Source organism: Kosakonia sp. SOY2 (assembly GCF_027109175.1).
Taxonomy (GTDB): Bacteria; Pseudomonadota; Gammaproteobacteria; order Enterobacterales; family Enterobacteriaceae; genus Kosakonia.
The window spans coordinates 2,104,523-2,119,754 of sequence record NZ_JAPVXH010000001.1 but is presented as its reverse complement, the minus strand read 5'-3'; the positions used below and the strand labels follow the sequence as shown (position 1 = coordinate 2,119,754).

14 protein-coding genes are annotated in these 15,232 nt (G+C 55.8%); 5 read left to right on the top strand and 9 right to left on the bottom strand.

The window, feature by feature from the left end; genetic code table 11:
- Positions 1-46: 46 nt before the first annotated feature.
- The 3 genes from O3S68_RS10025 to bioA form a co-directional block, all read right to left on the bottom strand.
- Positions 47-1,330 carry a putative acyl-CoA thioester hydrolase gene (locus O3S68_RS10025; protein WP_065368965.1) on the bottom strand — a complete coding sequence of 428 codons (1,284 nt, stop codon included), beginning with the start codon at positions 1,328-1,330 and terminating at the stop codon, positions 47-49.
- A gap of 113 nt (positions 1,331-1,443) precedes the next feature.
- On the bottom strand, positions 1,444-1,920 hold the full coding sequence (locus O3S68_RS10020; RefSeq protein WP_045514006.1) for a kinase inhibitor: 477 nt from the start codon (positions 1,918-1,920) through the stop codon (positions 1,444-1,446).
- 58 nt (positions 1,921-1,978) lie between these two features.
- On the bottom strand, positions 1,979-3,265 hold the full coding sequence (gene bioA / locus O3S68_RS10015) for an adenosylmethionine--8-amino-7-oxononanoate transaminase (RefSeq protein WP_269231417.1): 1,287 nt from the start codon (positions 3,263-3,265) through the stop codon (positions 1,979-1,981).
- Between the two features lie 86 nt (positions 3,266-3,351).
- Between bioA and bioB the strand changes: the two genes are divergently transcribed.
- Genes bioB through bioD form a run of 4 tightly spaced genes read left to right on the top strand, consistent with a single transcriptional unit; the run spans position 3,352 to position 6,994 of the window.
- Positions 3,352-4,392, top strand: a complete 1,041-nt coding sequence (gene bioB, locus O3S68_RS10010; protein ID WP_045514012.1) for a biotin synthase BioB — start codon at positions 3,352-3,354, stop codon at positions 4,390-4,392.
- Complete coding sequence (bioF, locus tag O3S68_RS10005; protein ID WP_045514015.1) at positions 4,389-5,543, top strand: 8-amino-7-oxononanoate synthase; 1,155 nt, start codon at positions 4,389-4,391, stop codon at positions 5,541-5,543. Before bioB ends, bioF begins: the two co-directional genes overlap by 4 nt.
- Entirely contained in the window at positions 5,530-6,279 is a 750-nt protein-coding gene (bioC, locus tag O3S68_RS10000) for a malonyl-ACP O-methyltransferase BioC (RefSeq protein ID WP_269231416.1), read from the top strand. The genes bioF and bioC overlap by 14 nt, the downstream gene beginning before the upstream one ends.
- Positions 6,272-6,994 (top strand): dethiobiotin synthase, encoded by a 723-nt coding sequence (gene bioD / locus O3S68_RS09995; RefSeq protein WP_020457092.1) that lies wholly within the window; start codon positions 6,272-6,274, stop codon positions 6,992-6,994. Before bioC ends, bioD begins: the two co-directional genes overlap by 8 nt.
- On the opposite strand, the gene O3S68_RS09990 is transcribed toward bioD, so the two are convergent.
- Both O3S68_RS09990 and O3S68_RS09985 read right to left on the bottom strand, forming a co-directional pair.
- On the bottom strand, positions 6,936-7,658 hold the full coding sequence (locus O3S68_RS09990) for an ABC transporter ATP-binding protein (protein ID WP_044489598.1): 723 nt from the start codon (positions 7,656-7,658) through the stop codon (positions 6,936-6,938). The two genes, bioD and O3S68_RS09990, sit on opposite strands and share 59 nt — an antisense overlap.
- Positions 7,621-7,998 carry a hypothetical protein gene (locus O3S68_RS09985; RefSeq protein ID WP_269231415.1) on the bottom strand — a complete coding sequence of 126 codons (378 nt, stop codon included), beginning with the start codon at positions 7,996-7,998 and terminating at the stop codon, positions 7,621-7,623. The genes O3S68_RS09990 and O3S68_RS09985 overlap by 38 nt, the downstream gene beginning before the upstream one ends.
- A 412-nt stretch (positions 7,999-8,410) precedes the next feature.
- Between O3S68_RS09985 and uvrB the strand changes: the two genes are divergently transcribed.
- Entirely contained in the window at positions 8,411-10,432 is a 2,022-nt protein-coding gene (gene uvrB, locus O3S68_RS09980; RefSeq protein ID WP_269231414.1) for an excinuclease ABC subunit UvrB, read from the top strand.
- A gap of 213 nt (positions 10,433-10,645) precedes the next feature.
- Here the strand turns inward: uvrB and pmrB are convergent, their stop codons facing one another.
- The 4 genes from pmrB to yvcK form a co-directional block, all read right to left on the bottom strand.
- Positions 10,646-11,731, bottom strand: coding sequence for a two-component system sensor histidine kinase PmrB (pmrB, locus tag O3S68_RS09975; RefSeq protein WP_020457096.1), 1,086 nt, complete (start codon positions 11,729-11,731; stop codon positions 10,646-10,648).
- A 3-nt stretch (positions 11,732-11,734) separates the two neighbouring features.
- Positions 11,735-12,406 carry a two-component system response regulator PmrA gene (gene pmrA, locus O3S68_RS09970; RefSeq protein ID WP_020457097.1) on the bottom strand — a complete coding sequence of 224 codons (672 nt, stop codon included), beginning with the start codon at positions 12,404-12,406 and terminating at the stop codon, positions 11,735-11,737.
- On the bottom strand, positions 12,403-14,046 hold the full coding sequence (gene eptA, locus O3S68_RS09965) for a phosphoethanolamine transferase EptA (RefSeq protein ID WP_045514027.1): 1,644 nt from the start codon (positions 14,044-14,046) through the stop codon (positions 12,403-12,405). Before eptA ends, pmrA begins: the two co-directional genes overlap by 4 nt.
- A 109-nt stretch (positions 14,047-14,155) precedes the next feature.
- Positions 14,156-15,064: a uridine diphosphate-N-acetylglucosamine-binding protein YvcK gene (yvcK, locus tag O3S68_RS09960; protein ID WP_020457099.1), complete on the bottom strand. Its 909-nt coding sequence runs from the start codon at positions 15,062-15,064 to the stop codon at positions 14,156-14,158.
- Positions 15,065-15,232: the final 168 nt, after the last annotated feature.

The following is a 15,232-nucleotide window of genomic DNA, read 5'->3' as shown; positions in this document are numbered from 1 at the left end:
ATAAAAAAACCTCGCTACGGCGAGGTTTTTTCTTATCAGGAGCGGCTTATTTTTTCGGCATCGCCACAACCTGGCTACCAACGCCGCGGTTGTTGAACTCCCACATGCGGTTGAACTGCGGGTTGTTCAGCTCGCGCTGCACGTTGCCTTTATCGTCAACGGTTCCGGTGTTACCGGCATAAGCACGGCCGGAAACAGCGGCATCGGCCCACGGTTTCGCCACGTTAAAGCCTTCGTTGATTACGCTATCGCGGATCACCACCTGGCCGTTGGTGTTGCCATCAACATCCAGTGAACGGCCGAGCTGTGCCACACCGTTACCGGCGGCGTTAAAGCGGCTGTTGACGGCGAGGAAACCGTAATACAGGTTAGACAGGGTGGCTGGTGCGAACACATAACCTTCCTGCTGGGTGCGCGAGTTCACTACGCGGAAGTCGGTGTTATCAAACACCACCGCGCCGCGACCGGCCACGATATCGACATCGCCTTCAAGATAGCTGTTGGTCACCAGCGTACGGGTCTGGCGATCGGTACGCAGGGTGTTATCCACGCCGCTGTTGGTAACAAAGAAGGTGTTCTGGCGACCCAGAATATTGACGTTGTTGATCTGCACTTTATCGCCATCGCTGCGCAGCGCCACCGCCTGGTGGTTACCCGCGTCAACGCTGTCACCCAGCGTATTTTCAATGGTCAGGTTTTGCAGTTGCAGGCCGTTATTCTGTGACCAGAAGACCGCAGAACACATTACGCCGACAGTTGCGGTACGTTTGCTCTGGCAGTTATCGAACATATACCATGCCGGTTTGCCCGGCATGTATTTGCCCGACGGATTGACCAGACGACGCCAGCTGTTCGGGTCCATTTCGGCATCAATAGCCTGTTTGATTTTCACATCCAGCGCTTTCTCGCCGGTACCGTAAATGGTCACGCTGCCGGACGCGGCAGGCACATAAACCGTACCTTCATATTCACCTGGCATCACCGCGATGTACTGACGATCGCTGGCGTGTTTGTTGATTGCCGCGTCTACCGCTGCCTGAATGGTGGTATGTGTCACACCCGGCGTACCGGCCGGGCCGACCACGAAGTTCGCTTTTTCCGGCAGACGGATGGCGACCGGTTTCCATGCCGCGTTATCCGGCGTCATGGCGGTAAAATAGCGGTCCGCTACAAAGTTTTTCGCTTCACCTGCGCTGAGGATCGGGCGCGCGGCGGTGCCAGGCGCTTTCTGTTCAGACGGACGTTCCGCCGGCGGGGTTGAGCTACAGGCGGTCAGTGTCACGCCAAAAGCGAGCGCCAGCGCCAGACGGGAAACCGATGATGTGTTCAAGGGGAGCTCCAGACTATGCAAAAGTTGAAAGAGGACTTCAAAGCCTGCTTTTTTATACTAAGTTGAGCGAAACGGGAAGCCGATTTGTACAATCGGCTGTAAATCCCTTCTTTTTAGCTAAAAAGGGCAGTAATTGAGGCGCTGGATAGCGTATGGAAATGGACGTTAAAACCGACCATCGCGCCGCTGGCATTTTCATCGACCTCAATGCGCTCTACGTCCAGCGCATAGACGGTAAAGATATAACGGTGCGTTTCGCCTTTCGGCGGTGCGGCGCCGCCGTAACCGGCTTTGCCGAAATCGGTGCGTGTCTGCACTGCGCCATCCGGCAATGCCGCCAGACCGGAACCGGCGCCTTGCGGCAGCACGCGCGTATCGGCGGGAAGGTTCGCCACCACCCAATGCCACCAGCCGGAGCCGGTCGGTGCATCCGGATCGTAGCAGGTCACAACAAAACTTTTGGTGCCGGCAGGAACCTCATCCCACGCCAGATGCGGGGAGATATTATCGCCGTCGTAGCCCATACCGTTGAACACCTGGCGATGCGGCAGCTTTTCGCCGTCGCGTAAATCATGGCTGACCAACTTCATATGCACTCCTTCTGCTTTTCATGCGTGCCGGGAAGTGTAGCCGATCCCCGGCAAAACCTCAGGCAAAAAGGTCATCGCGCAACACGGCGGCATTGACGGCGCGGGTCAGACGGGAGAGCTGCTCCGGGGTGATGATATAGGGCGGCATCAGGTAGATAAGCCGGCCAAACGGGCGTACCCATACGCCTTGTTCAACAAAGAAGCGTTGTAGCGCCGCCATATTAACTGGCGAACGGGTTTCCACCACGCCGATGGCTCCCAGCACTCGCACATCGGCGACATTGGCCGCTTCGCGCGCGGGTGCCAGCTCCGCGTTTAACTGCGCTTCAATCGCCGACACCTGAGCTTGCCATGCACCTTGTTGCAATATGGTCAGGCTGGCGTTGGCTGCCGCGCAGGCCAGCGGGTTGCCCATAAACGTTGGCCCGTGCATAAAGCAGCCTGCTTCACCGTTGCTGATGGTCTCTGCCACGTTGCGCGTGGCGAGCGTTGCCGAAAGCGTCATTGTGCCGCCGGTCAGCGCTTTGCCAAGACACAGAATGTCCGGGGCGATCCCGGCATGTTCGCAGGCAAACAGCTTGCCGGTGCGACCAAAACCGGTGGCGATTTCGTCGGCAATCAACAGAATGCCTTCCCGGTCGCACATCCTGCGCACTCGCTTAAGCCACTCCGGGTGATAGATACGCATGCCGCCCGCGCCCTGAACAATAGGTTCGAGGATCACTGCTGCTATTTCGTGGCGATGCGCTGCCATCAGGCGTGCGAAGGCCACCATGTCACGCTCGTCCCATTCGCCGTCAAAGCGGCTTTGCGGCGCGGGCGCAAACAGGTTTTCCGGCAAATAGCCTTTCCACAGGCTGTGCATGGAGTTATCCGGATCGCAGACCGACATCGCGCCAAACGTGTCGCCGTGATAGCCGTTACGGAAGGTGAGAAAACGCTGTCGCGGCTCGCCTTTCGCCTGCCAGTATTGCAGCGCCATCTTCATTGCCACTTCCACCGCCACGGAGCCGGAGTCGGCCAGAAAGACGCACTCCAGCGCTTCCGGCGTCATCGCCACCAGCTTGCGGCACAGGTCAATCGCTGGCGGGTGAGTGATGCCGCCAAACATCACGTGGGATACCGCGTCGATTTGCGCTTTCATCGCCGCGTTAATCTCCGGGTGCCCGTAGCCGTGAATTGCCGCCCACCAGGAGGACATACCGTCAATCAGATGTTCGCCGCTGCTGAGTATCAGCTCGCAACCTTGTGCGGACTGCACCGGGTAAACCGGCAGCGGGGAGGTCATGGAGGTGTAAGGGTGCCAGATATGTCGCGCGTCAAAGGCGAGATCGTCCAGGGTCATAATCGACTTGTAAACCAAATTAAAAAGTTTTAGGTTTACGAGTCTACACCGAATAACGATTTTACAACACCCTTTGGAGATGCCCGATGGCTCACCACGCACGCTGGACAATGTCGCAAGTGACCGCGCTATTTGAAAAACCCCTCCTTGAACTGCTGTTTGAAGCGCAGCAGGTCCACCGCCAGCATTTCGATCCGCGCCAGGTTCAGGTCAGCACCTTGCTGTCGATTAAAACCGGTGCCTGCCCGGAAGATTGCAAATACTGCCCGCAGAGCGCGCGGTATAAAACCGGGCTGGAGTCCGAACGGTTAATGGAAGTTGAACAGGTGCTGGAATCCGCCCGCCAGGCGAAACGCGCGGGATCGACGCGTTTCTGCATGGGCGCGGCGTGGAAAAACCCGCACGATCGCGATATGCCCTACCTCGAAAAAATGGTCGAAGGGGTAAAAGCGCTGGGGCTGGAAGCCTGCATGACGCTTGGCACGCTCAACGAAAATCAGGCTCAACGCCTGGCTTCAGCGGGTCTGGATTACTACAACCACAACCTTGATACCTCGCCGGAGTTTTACGGCAATATCATCACCACGCGCACCTATCAGGAGCGCCTCGATACGCTGGATAAAGTGCGCGACGCGGGCATCAAAGTTTGCTCCGGCGGCATTGTCGGTCTTGGTGAAACGGTTAACGATCGCGCCGGTCTGTTATTGCAACTGGCGAACCTGCCAACACCGCCGGAAAGCGTGCCGATCAATATGCTGGTCAAAGTAAAAGGGACGCCGCTGGCGGATAACGAGGACGTCGACGCCTTTGACTTTATCCGCACCATTGCGGTTGCGCGCATCATGATGCCGACCTCGCATGTGCGTCTTTCTGCCGGACGCGAGCAAATGAACGAGCAGACTCAGGCGATGTGCTTTATGGCCGGGGCGAACTCCATTTTCTACGGCTGCAAACTGCTTACCACGCCGAACCCGGAAGAGGATAAAGATCTGCAACTGTTCCGTAAGCTCGGCCTGAACCCGCAGCAGACGGCGGTGCTGAACGGCGACAACGAGCAACAGCAGCAGCTTGAGCAACAGTTGTTACACGCCGATACCGACCAGTATTACAACGCGGCAGCCGTATGAGCTGGCAACAGCGTATTGATGCCGCTCTGGATGAGCGTCGCGCGGCAGATGCGCTGCGCACAAGGCGTGCCGTCTCGCAGGGCGCGGGGCGCTGGCTCACACTTGGCGAGCAGCGCTTTTGCAACTTCTCCAGTAATGATTACCTCGGTTTAAGCCAACATCCTGCCGTGATCCGCGCCTGGCAACAGGGCGCGGAACGTTATGGCGTGGGTAGCGGTGGCTCCGGTCATGTCAGCGGCTACACCACCGCGCATCGGGAACTGGAGGAGGCGCTGGCCGACTGGCTTGGTTACTCGCGCGCGTTGCTGTTTATCTCTGGTTTTGCCGCTAATCAGGCGGTCATTGCTGCGCTGACGGGCAAAGAGGACAGGATTGTCGCTGACAAATTAAGCCACGCATCACTGCTGGAAGCCGCCAGCCACAGCCCGGCGCAGCTGCGGCGTTTCGCGCATAACGATATCGGGCAACTGACCACGCTGCTGGCAAAACCGCTTGCCGGGCAGCAACTGGTGGTGACCGAGGGCGTCTTCAGCATGGATGGCGACAGTGCACCGCTGGTGGCGGTTGCTGATGCCACGCGGGAAGCGCGGGCCTGGTTGATGGTGGATGATGCCCACGGCATTGGCGTGGTGGGCGAGCAGGGGCGCGGCAGTTGTCACCTGCAGGGCATCAAGCCGCACGTGCTGGTGGTGACCTTCGGCAAAGGCTTTGGCGTCAGTGGTGCGGCGGTGTTGTGCAGTGACACGGTGGCGGATTACCTGCTGCAATTTGCCCGCCACCTGATTTACAGCACCTCGATGCCTCCCGCACAGGCGGTGGCGCTTGGCGCGGCATTGCAGGTTATTCGTAGCGACGAGGGGAAAGCGCGGCGTGAAAAACTGGCGGCGCTGATTGCCCATTTTCGTCACAGTGTGGCATATGAATCCGTCACGATGACGGATTCCACCAGCGCAATCCAGCCACTGATTGTGGGTGAAAATAGCCGCGCATTGCGGCTGGCTGAACGCTTGCGTCAGCGCGGCTGTTGGGTGACAGCGATTCGCCCGCCCACCGTACCGCCGGGCACGGCGCGGTTACGCCTGACGCTGACAGCAGAGCACCAGTTCGATGATATCGACCGTTTGCTGGAGGCTTTGCATGACGGTGAATAAACAGGCGGTCGCCGCTGCTTTTGGCCGCGCGGCACACAGTTATACTCAGCACGACGAATTGCAGCGCCGGAGCGCCGATCTGCTGTTATCTAAGTTGGGCGCTGTTACGCCTGCTCAGGTGCTGGACGCCGGTTGTGGACCCGGCGCAATGAGCCGCTACTGGCGCGGGCAGGGCGGTGAGGTAACGGCGTTGGATCTCTCGGCGAATATGCTCGATGAGGCGCGCCGTCAGCACAGCGCGCAGCGCTATGTCAGAGGCGATATTGAAGCCATGCCGCTGGCGGATGCGCAATTTTCACTGGTCTGGAGCAACCTGGCGGTGCAGTGGTGTGATGATTTGCGCCAGGCTGTCGGGGAGTTGTATCGCGTGACTCAACCCGGCGGTTGTGTTGCTTTTACGACACTGGTCGCGGCATCACTGCCGGAGCTGAACCAGGCGTGGCGCGCGATTGACGACCATCCGCACGCCAACCGTTTTTTAACCTTGCCAGCCATCGGGCAGGCTTTGCGTGGCTGGCGGCTGCGCAGTGGCGTCGAGACGATAACCTTGCACTTTGACGATGCCACTGCGGCGCTGCGTTCGCTAAAAGGTATTGGCGCAACACATTTACACGCGGGCAGGCAGCAGGGGCTGACACGCGGCAAACTGCAACGCTTGCAGCTGGCCTGGCCGCAACAGCAGGGCAAATGCCCGCTGACTTATCATCTTTTTTGGGGAGTGATCGCCCGTGATTGAACGCTATTTTGTGACCGGTACGGATACGGAAGTCGGGAAAACTGTCGCCAGCTGCGCGCTTTTGCAGGCAGCAAATCTGCGTGGTTTACGCAGTGCGGGTTATAAACCGGTGGCTTCCGGGAGTGAGATGACCGCAGACGGATTACGCAACAGCGATGCGCTGGCGCTGCAACACCACAGCAGCCTGCCGATGGCGTATAAGACAGTCAATCCGTATACCTTCGCAGAACCCACATCACCGCATATTGTGAGTGCCGATGTGGGTGAACCCATTGATGCGCAGGTGATGTCCGCCGGGCTGCGCGCGCTGGAAACACAGGCGGAGTGGCTATTGGTGGAAGGGGCGGGGGGCTGGTTTACGCCGCTTTCAGAGACGCTCACTTTCGCCGACTGGGTGGTGCAGGAGCAGTTGCCGGTGATTCTGGTCGTTGGCGTAAAACTTGGCTGTATCAACCATGCCATGTTAACCGCACAAGCGGTGCGTCAGGCGGGGTTACGGCTGGCGGGCTGGATTGCTAACGATGTGGTGCAGCCGGGCAGGCGACACCCGGAGTATCTGGCAACGCTTCGGCGCGTGATGCAGGCTCCGCTGATTGGCGAAATTCCCTGGTTTGCCCACGCACCGGAAAAAGAAAAAACGGGTCATTATCTTGATCTCAGTGTCCTGACTCCGGTGTCATCCACTTTGAGAGCAGTGGATCATCAAGCAGTTTAACGTCGCCCTGCGCGACATTGCGCCCGCGGTGCAGCAGGCAGAAACGGTCGGCGACCCGGCGAATAAATGATAAGTGCTGTTCAGCCAGCAAAATGGTCATGCCAAACTCCTGGTTGAGCCGCACGATCAAATTGCCCAGTTTATGAATAAAAGCCTGCCCCAGACCGCGCGTTGGCTCATCCAGGATCAACAGCCGTGGGTGCGTAACCAGCGCCCGCGCCATCGCCAGTTGTTGCTGGTTATCTTCTGACAACTCCGCGCCACGTACCTGGCGCAGTTCATACAGTTCAGGGAACAAATCGTAAATATCCCGCCGCACTGCGCTGCCCGGTTCACTGCCGGCGCGCATCGCGACGTGCAGATTTTCCTCAATGGTGAGTTGCGAAAAAATCCGCCTGTCCTGCGGCACATAGCTGATGCCGATGGCGCTGCGGTGTTCGGCTTGCAAAGAGAGCAAGTCGCGCGGCGGTGCGCCCGCTTCCTGCCAAATCATGCTGCCGCTTTCAATGGGTAAATAGCCGGTGATGCAATTCACCAGTGTCGTCTTGCCCATGCCTGGCAACCCAATAACTGATGTGCAGACCCCGGGGGATAAATCGAGGTCGACATTCCACAATGTATGCTGATTACCGTAATACTGGTTTACTGCCCGTAAGCTCAACATTGTCCGCTCCTTGTTTCGGCTCTGATGACTTTGATGATTCTGCAAAAGGCTTGCCAGAACATAAAAAAGGCTTTTTTTTCGGATGCTGCTGAGAAAAGTGGCTTTTAAAACGTGAGGAGGGAAGAAGCCAGGTAAAAATTCTGCACTTTGCCAGTGCTTGCAGTGTTGAGTTGTGGTGCAGCAATGGCTGGATCTGTGAGAACGATCTCATGCGGATCCTGCGTTTCGTTTGCCGATAATTATCAAAAAGAAAAGATAAAAAATTTTTAGCGGCGCCCGCCTGGGACAAAATGGGATTTGGCGGGAAGGCGAGGTATCCGGCCTGGCGGCAGTTATCCACTATTCCTGTGGATAACCTTGTGTATTAGAGTTAGAAAACATGCGGCAAGCGAGAGAGGACGCGGGTTGCGCCTGAATTGGTGTTAAACACGTCTTTTTAAGATTATTTTTAATAATCAAAAGGTTATATAAAAGCAATGCCTGTAAGAAAAGTGTCACCCGCTGCCACAAAACTTTCAAAGGCTCGCTTGACAAATGTTAAAAGAGGAAAAATTTTGGGGATAACCTGAAAGGGTTAGTGTTTTATCTTGTCCGCGCTGAAATTTGAGGGGAGAAGCGGTGCCCTAACGGGGAGTAGTACAGATTGCCTGTTTCGCTACTGTTTTTTCATCCAGTGTTATTTATTGGCAAAAGTGAACAGGGTGAGTAAAATGTGTTACCTGCCCGCTCATTCCTTCATCAGGTAGCCGTTCATGAGTAAACCGTTCAAACTGAATTCCGCTTTTCGTCCTTCCGGCGATCAGCCTGAAGCTATCCGCCGCCTCAAGGAAGGTCTGGAAGACGGCCTGGCGCACCAGACGCTGCTCGGGGTGACGGGTTCAGGGAAGACATTCACCGTCGCCAATGTGATTGCCGATCTCCAGCGCCCGACAATGGTGCTGGCACCGAACAAAACGCTGGCCGCGCAGCTGTATGGTGAAATGAAAGAGTTCTTCCCGGAGAACGCGGTCGAGTATTTCGTCTCTTACTACGACTACTACCAGCCGGAAGCGTATGTGCCAAGTTCTGACACTTTTATCGAAAAAGATGCCTCGGTGAACGAGCATATCGAGCAGATGCGTCTGTCAGCGACGAAGGCGCTGCTGGAGCGTCGCGATGTGATTGTGGTGGCCTCTGTTTCCGCCATCTATGGTCTGGGCGATCCGGATCTCTACCTGAAAATGATGCTGCACCTGACTAAGGGCATGATCATCGATCAACGCGCGATCCTGCGTCGTCTGGCGGAGCTGCAATATACCCGCAACGATCAGGCGTTCCAGCGCGGCACTTTTCGCGTACGCGGCGAAGTTATCGATGTCTTCCCGGCGGAATCTGATGATCTGGCGCTGCGTATCGAATTATTCGATGAAGAAGTTGAGCGCCTGTCGCTGTTCGATCCCCTGACCGGCCATATTGAGTCGGGCATCCAGCGCTTCACCATCTACCCAAAAACGCACTATGTGACGCCGCGCGAGCGGATCGTGCAGGCGATGGAGGAGATCAAAGTTGAACTGGCGGAACGTCGTAAAACGCTGCTGGAAAACAATAAACTGCTGGAAGAGCAGCGGCTCAGCCAGCGTACGCAGTTCGATCTGGAGATGATGAACGAGCTGGGCTACTGCTCGGGGATTGAAAACTACTCGCGCTATCTTTCCGGGCGCGGGCCGGGCGAGCCGCCGCCGACGCTGTTCGACTACCTGCCAGCCGATGGTCTGCTGGTAATCGATGAATCCCACGTGACCATTCCACAGATCGGCGGGATGTATCGCGGCGACCGTGCGCGTAAAGAGACGCTGGTGGAGTACGGTTTCCGCCTGCCGTCGGCGCTGGATAACCGACCGTTAAAATTTGAAGAGTTTGAAGCGCTGGCACCGCAGTCAATTTATGTTTCGGCGACGCCGGGCAATTACGAGCTGGAGAAATCGGGCAGCGAAGTGATTGATCAGGTGGTGCGCCCGACGGGGCTGCTCGATCCGGTAATTGAAGTGCGTCCGGTGGCGACTCAGGTGGACGATTTGCTCTCTGAAATTCGCCAGCGCGCCGCGATTAACGAACGTGTTCTGGTGACGACGCTGACCAAACGCATGGCGGAAGATCTCACCGAATATCTGGAAGAGCATGGCGAGCGGGTGCGTTATCTGCACTCGGATATCGACACCGTTGAACGTATGGAGATTATCCGCGATTTGCGCCTTGGCGAGTTCGATGTGCTGGTCGGTATCAACTTGCTGCGTGAGGGGCTGGATATGCCGGAAGTCTCGCTGGTGGCGATTCTGGATGCCGACAAAGAGGGCTTCCTGCGTTCTGAGCGCTCACTTATCCAGACGATTGGCCGTGCCGCACGTAACATCAACGGTAAAGCGATTCTGTATGGCGACAAGATCACACCGTCGATGGTGAAAGCGATTGGCGAAACCGAGCGTCGTCGTGAGAAACAGCAGCGCTATAACGAAGAACACGGTATTACGCCACAGGGTCTGAACAAGAAAGTGGTGGATATTCTGGCGCTTGGCGAAGGGCTGGCGAAGACGCGTGCGAAAGGCCGTGGTAAAACGCGCACGCCTGCGCAGGTGGAAGCGGCTGAACTGGCGCTCTCGCCGAAAGCGCTGCAGCAGAAAATCCACGAACTGGAAGGTCAGATGATGCAGCATGCGCAAAATCTGGAGTTCGAAGAAGCGGCGAAAGTACGCGACCAGTTGCACCAGTTGCGCGATCTGTTTATTGCCGCATCCTGAAATCCGTGCGATGACATGCCAGCACAAAATAACAAAAAAGAGAGCCTGTCCGGGCTCTCTTAATGTTGGCTTAACCTACGCCTGACACACTGCCCACCGGTATTCTGGAGGGCAATCTGATGCAACAATTTAAGGTTCGTGAGTTTTTCGCTGTCGCTTTCGCGCTGGCGTTAGTGATTGTTTTTGCCCGTCTGTGGGTGCTGACCTACTGATTTATGCCTGGCGGGCGCCGGGGAGAAATTTTACCCACGCCCGTACGCCAGATTGCGTCAGCCGGTTGTGTAAAAAGAACTGCGCGTCATGCAGTTGCGCGATACGCGACACAATGCTTAATCCCAGGCCCGCGCCGCCATAGCGGCTGTCCATACGCACGAAGGCTTTACTGAGCTCTCCGCTGCGACTTTCATCAATGCCCGGCCCTTCATCTTCCACCGCCAGTACCGGTGCGGCAGCGTTTTCGATACGTACGGTAATGGCCGATCCTGTCGGGCTATAGCGGTGGGCGTTTTCCACCAGGTTTCTCACCAGCAGCCGCAGCAGCGTGGCGTCACCGGCAACCGCAATGTCCCTTTCTGGCTCTGCAATTTCCAGCGTCTGTTCGCGCGCGGTCAGCATCTGTTCCAGTTCACTGCGCATGGGTTGCACCACATCCTGCAACAGCATCACCTGCTGGTAACTCCCTGCGGAGAAAGACTGCCCGACGCGCGCCAGCAGTAATAGCTGGGCAATGTTTTCCGTCATTTGCTCAAGGCGCTGCACCAGCGGGTCGACGTTGATACCGCTGGTTTTCGCCATCAATTCCAGATGCAGACGTAACCCCGCCAGCGGCGTGCGCAGCTCATGGGCAACGTCGGCGGTAAACAGCCGCTCCCTGTCGAGGGTTAGCGTCAGGCGGGAGACCAGCTCGTTAATCGATGAGGTAACCGCTTCCACTTCGCTGACGCTGTTGTTGAGCGTGATGGGTTGCAGGTTGTTCGGTGTGCGTTTATTCAGCTCTTCCTGCAGCTCAAGCAGCGGACGGGTAATGGCTTTCACCGCCTGCATACAGAGCAGCAACGCCAGCCCGATGATCAACAGGCTTGGCACCAGCAGGCTAGCCACTGCTTCGCGGACTTCATGCTCGATATGTTTGCGGTTGTTGTGATTATGAATGGCTGCCTGCACCAGCAGCTGGATTTGCTCTTCGCTTTCATGCCACAGCCAGAACACGCTGACCAACTGGCAAAACACCAGAATGCCACCGATGGTGAGTAACAAACGGCGGCGCATGCTCCAGCGCCTGAAATTGAAGAGCGCCATTAATCAGCTCCGTTCCTGCGGTTGTACCAGCATGTAGCCAAACCCGCGCACGGTACGGATACGCGATTTACCGATTTTGTCGCGTAAATTATGGATATGCACTTCCAGCGTATTTGTCGACGGTTCGTTATCCCAGTTGTAAATATCGTTATAGAGGATCTCCCGGTGTACCGGGCTTTCGGCTTTCAGCATCAGGCGCGATAGCAGGGCGTACTCTTTTGGCGTCAGCTCCAGCAACTGGTTATCCAGCCATGCCTGGCGGCGGGTCACATTCAGCGTCAGATTACCGTGGCTGATTTCGTTATCGCCCTGATTATTATGACGGCGCAGCAGCGCGCGAATGCGGGCGTTCAGCTCGTCCAGCGCAAAGGGTTTGACCAGGTAGTCGTCTGCACCGGTATCCAGCCCAGCCACGCGATCTTCAAGCGTATCGCGGGCGGTGAGGATCAATACCGGCAACGTATATTTTTCGCGGCGCAGCCGGGTGAGCAGATGCAAACCGTCTTCATCCGGCAGACCCAAATCGAGCACCAGCAGGCTGTAATGGCCGTTTGCCAGACACAGCGCAGCTTCATGCGCGGTAGAGACGCCATCGCAGGCGTACCCTTCGCTTTGCATCGCCAGAATCAACCCCTGCAACAGCAGAGCATCATCTTCAACCACCAGAATCTTCATTTCAACTGCCCCCGGCACGCGGTTAAAAGATCGTCTTCAGCACGGTACTCTTTCGTGCTGACACCCAGTATACCCAACATCGTCGGGAAGAGGTTGTCCTGTGAAACTGCCTTCTCCCGCGCATTTTTTTGCAGACACTGACTGTTCACGCCATAACGCGTTTGATACTCCTGCGACAGCCAAATCAGCAGCGGAACATGTTTTTGTGTTTCCGGCGCAATGGAGTACGGCAGGCCGTGCAAGTAAACACCATTTTCGCCAAGCGACTCACCGTGATCGGAGAGATAAACCAGGCTGGTGGTGAATTTATCCTGCTTCGATTGCAGCAATTTTATTGCTTTATCAACAATATAATCGACGTACAAAATAGTGTTGTCGTAGGTATTAATCAGCTGCTGCTGTGAGCAGGTCTGAATTTCATTGGTATCGCAGGTCGGCGTAAATTTACGGAACTGCGCCGGGTAGCGGTTGTAATACGTCGGCCCGTGGCTGCCGATGGTGTGTAATACAATCACCCCGTCACCCTGCAATTTATCGATATAACTGGCGAGATCGTGGAATAGGATCTCATCCTGGCATTCGCCTTTAATACAGTAATCCGGCAAGTTTAATTGCGTCATATCCTGATGCGGAACACGATCGCATGCGCCTTTACAGCCACCGTCGTTCTCATTCCACAGCACGTTAATTCCCGCACGTTGGATAATATCCAGCAACCCTTCCTGATGCGCCGCCAGTTGATCGTCATAATGGGCGCGTGTCATACCGGAGAACATGCACGGTACGGAGACGGCGGTCGCCGTCCCACAGGAAGCGGTGTTCTGAAAGTAAATAACATTATCCTGTTTTAACAACGGGTTGGTTTCACGCTCATAACCACCGAGTGAAAAGTTCGCCGCACGCGAAGTTTCACCCAGCACCAGAATCGTGAGGTTTTTGTGCGGACCGCGCTGCATTTCCGGGCGTTGACGCGCATCTTCGCCAATTCTCACCAGCGGCAAATTGGCGGTGCGGTTATGGGAATACCACGACAGTGAAGCCGTAATGGAGTTTGACGGGCTGAGTGTTTTCACCAGCTCTTTATTATTGCGAAACAGCGAGGCGTAATCTTTATAAAACAGCAGCGCCACCGCCACGATAACCAGCACAGAAATAATAATGCTGGCAACGCGCAACATTACGCTGCGTAACGCGGAGCGGGCGGGTTTTATTTTAATCCACCAGGCGATAACCACGGCCAGAATGCCGGTCAGCAGCAGCGTCAGCACCAGTTTAGTCGACAGCAGGGCGAAACTTTCCGCCGGCGTGGTGTCGAGAATATTGGTGATCATTGAACGGTCGATAATAATGCCAAACGTCGAAATGAAATACTGCGCCGCCGAACTCACCAGCACAAAGAGTGAGATAACCAGGCGATCAAGACGCACAAATGACGCCAGAGACAACACAATATTAATGACACTGAAAGCAACCAGTGGCATGGAGAGGAAAACCAGCCAGCTATGCAATGAGTTCACCGGCAATAAAGTGAATGCCTGGTGATAAAACGCAATATTCAGGCCCAGCGCAATATAAGCGGCGAAGAGCAGAAGAAAATGGAGGCGGCTTAAGGTTGGCCGACGAAGGTGAAGCATACGCATACTCGGATCCTGCAATGAAAGTAGCGCTATGCTGACAGCCGATTTTTAAGACAACCTTAAGAAATTAAGCAAAGCACTGGCGGGAGAAAAAATTCCCGCCGTACGCTTCTTAACCCAAATGTTGCACCGCTTTTTCCAGCGCGACGCGCAGCAGATGCCGGTCATGGCGGTAAGGAATATCGCTGGCTTCCAGCACTTCCTGAATAATTAACCGATCGCTAACGGCTTGCGTGTCGACTTTCGGGCCAACAATAGCGGCATCGATAATTTTTTTACCGACGTACTGCTCCATAATCGCCAGTTTATCTGCCAGCGTCAGGCTGGCGGCGGCCGGGCTGAGTTCTTTACCAAGGTTGCCAATGTAAACGACCGGCGCGGGTGTACGGCGTAACGCCTGCGCCAGATCGTCGAGCAGCAGCAGCGGCAGCAGGCTGGTGTAAAAGCTGCCTGGGCCGATGATAATCAAATCCGCTTCTGCGATTGCCTGTACTGCTTCGCGAGTGGCATGCACCTTCGGAAACAGCATTAACTCCTGGATTGGCGCGTGAAGCTGGTCAATGTTGACCTCGCCATAAACCTGATGCCCTTCACTGTCTGTCGCCATTAAATCGACGGGTTGCTCAGACATCGGGATCAAAAATGCGTCCACCTTTAATAAATTGCGAATTAAATTGATCGCTTCCAGAGGCCGCACACTCAGGTGATCGAGCGCCTTTAACATTAAATTTCCGAGGTTATGCCCGGAAAGTTCGCCGTTACCGCTAAAACGGTACTCAAACATCGCCGACGCCACGCTCGGTTCCGTGATGAGCTGGTTTAAACAATTACGCATATCGCCCCAGGCTATTCCGCCTTCAGAGCGGCGAATACGCCCGGTTGAGCCGCCATTATCGGTGGTGGTGACAATGCCGGTAAGTCGCGATCCCAACGAGGCAAGCGAAGACATCACACGCCCGAGGCCATGCCCGCCGCCGAGGGCGACAACACGATCCAGGTCTGCAAGTGTGCGATTACGCATAATGGTTCCTTATGAAAATTTACCGCGCTACGTTAGCCTAAATACCACCAAAAGACGATGCCGCGCAGGAAGGAAAATGACACATATCAAAGCAAAAAGGCGATTTTCGCGTACTCTGTAGCGAAAGTGCATGATCATGCCGCTATGTATCTGTTTATATAGCGATGA

Coding starts and splice junctions, on each gene's coding strand:
- bioC (WP_269231416.1), top strand. CDS start 5,530: ATGACGGTGAATAAACAGGCGGTCGCCGCTGCTTTTGGCCGCGCGGCA.
- bioB (WP_045514012.1), top strand. CDS start 3,352: ATGGCTCACCACGCACGCTGGACAATGTCGCAAGTGACCGCGCTATTT.
- uvrB (WP_269231414.1), top strand. CDS start 8,411: ATGAGTAAACCGTTCAAACTGAATTCCGCTTTTCGTCCTTCCGGCGAT.
- O3S68_RS09990 (WP_044489598.1), bottom strand. CDS start 7,658: ATGTTGAGCTTACGGGCAGTAAACCAGTATTACGGTAATCAGCATACA.
- pmrB (WP_020457096.1), bottom strand. CDS start 11,731: ATGGCGCTCTTCAATTTCAGGCGCTGGAGCATGCGCCGCCGTTTGTTA.
- bioF (WP_045514015.1), top strand. CDS start 4,389: ATGAGCTGGCAACAGCGTATTGATGCCGCTCTGGATGAGCGTCGCGCG.
- yvcK (WP_020457099.1), bottom strand. CDS start 15,064: ATGCGTAATCGCACACTTGCAGACCTGGATCGTGTTGTCGCCCTCGGC.
- bioA (WP_269231417.1), bottom strand. CDS start 3,265: ATGACCCTGGACGATCTCGCCTTTGACGCGCGACATATCTGGCACCCT.
- O3S68_RS10020 (WP_045514006.1), bottom strand. CDS start 1,920: ATGAAGTTGGTCAGCCATGATTTACGCGACGGCGAAAAGCTGCCGCAT.
- pmrA (WP_020457097.1), bottom strand. CDS start 12,406: ATGAAGATTCTGGTGGTTGAAGATGATGCTCTGCTGTTGCAGGGGTTG.
- eptA (WP_045514027.1), bottom strand. CDS start 14,046: ATGCGTATGCTTCACCTTCGTCGGCCAACCTTAAGCCGCCTCCATTTT.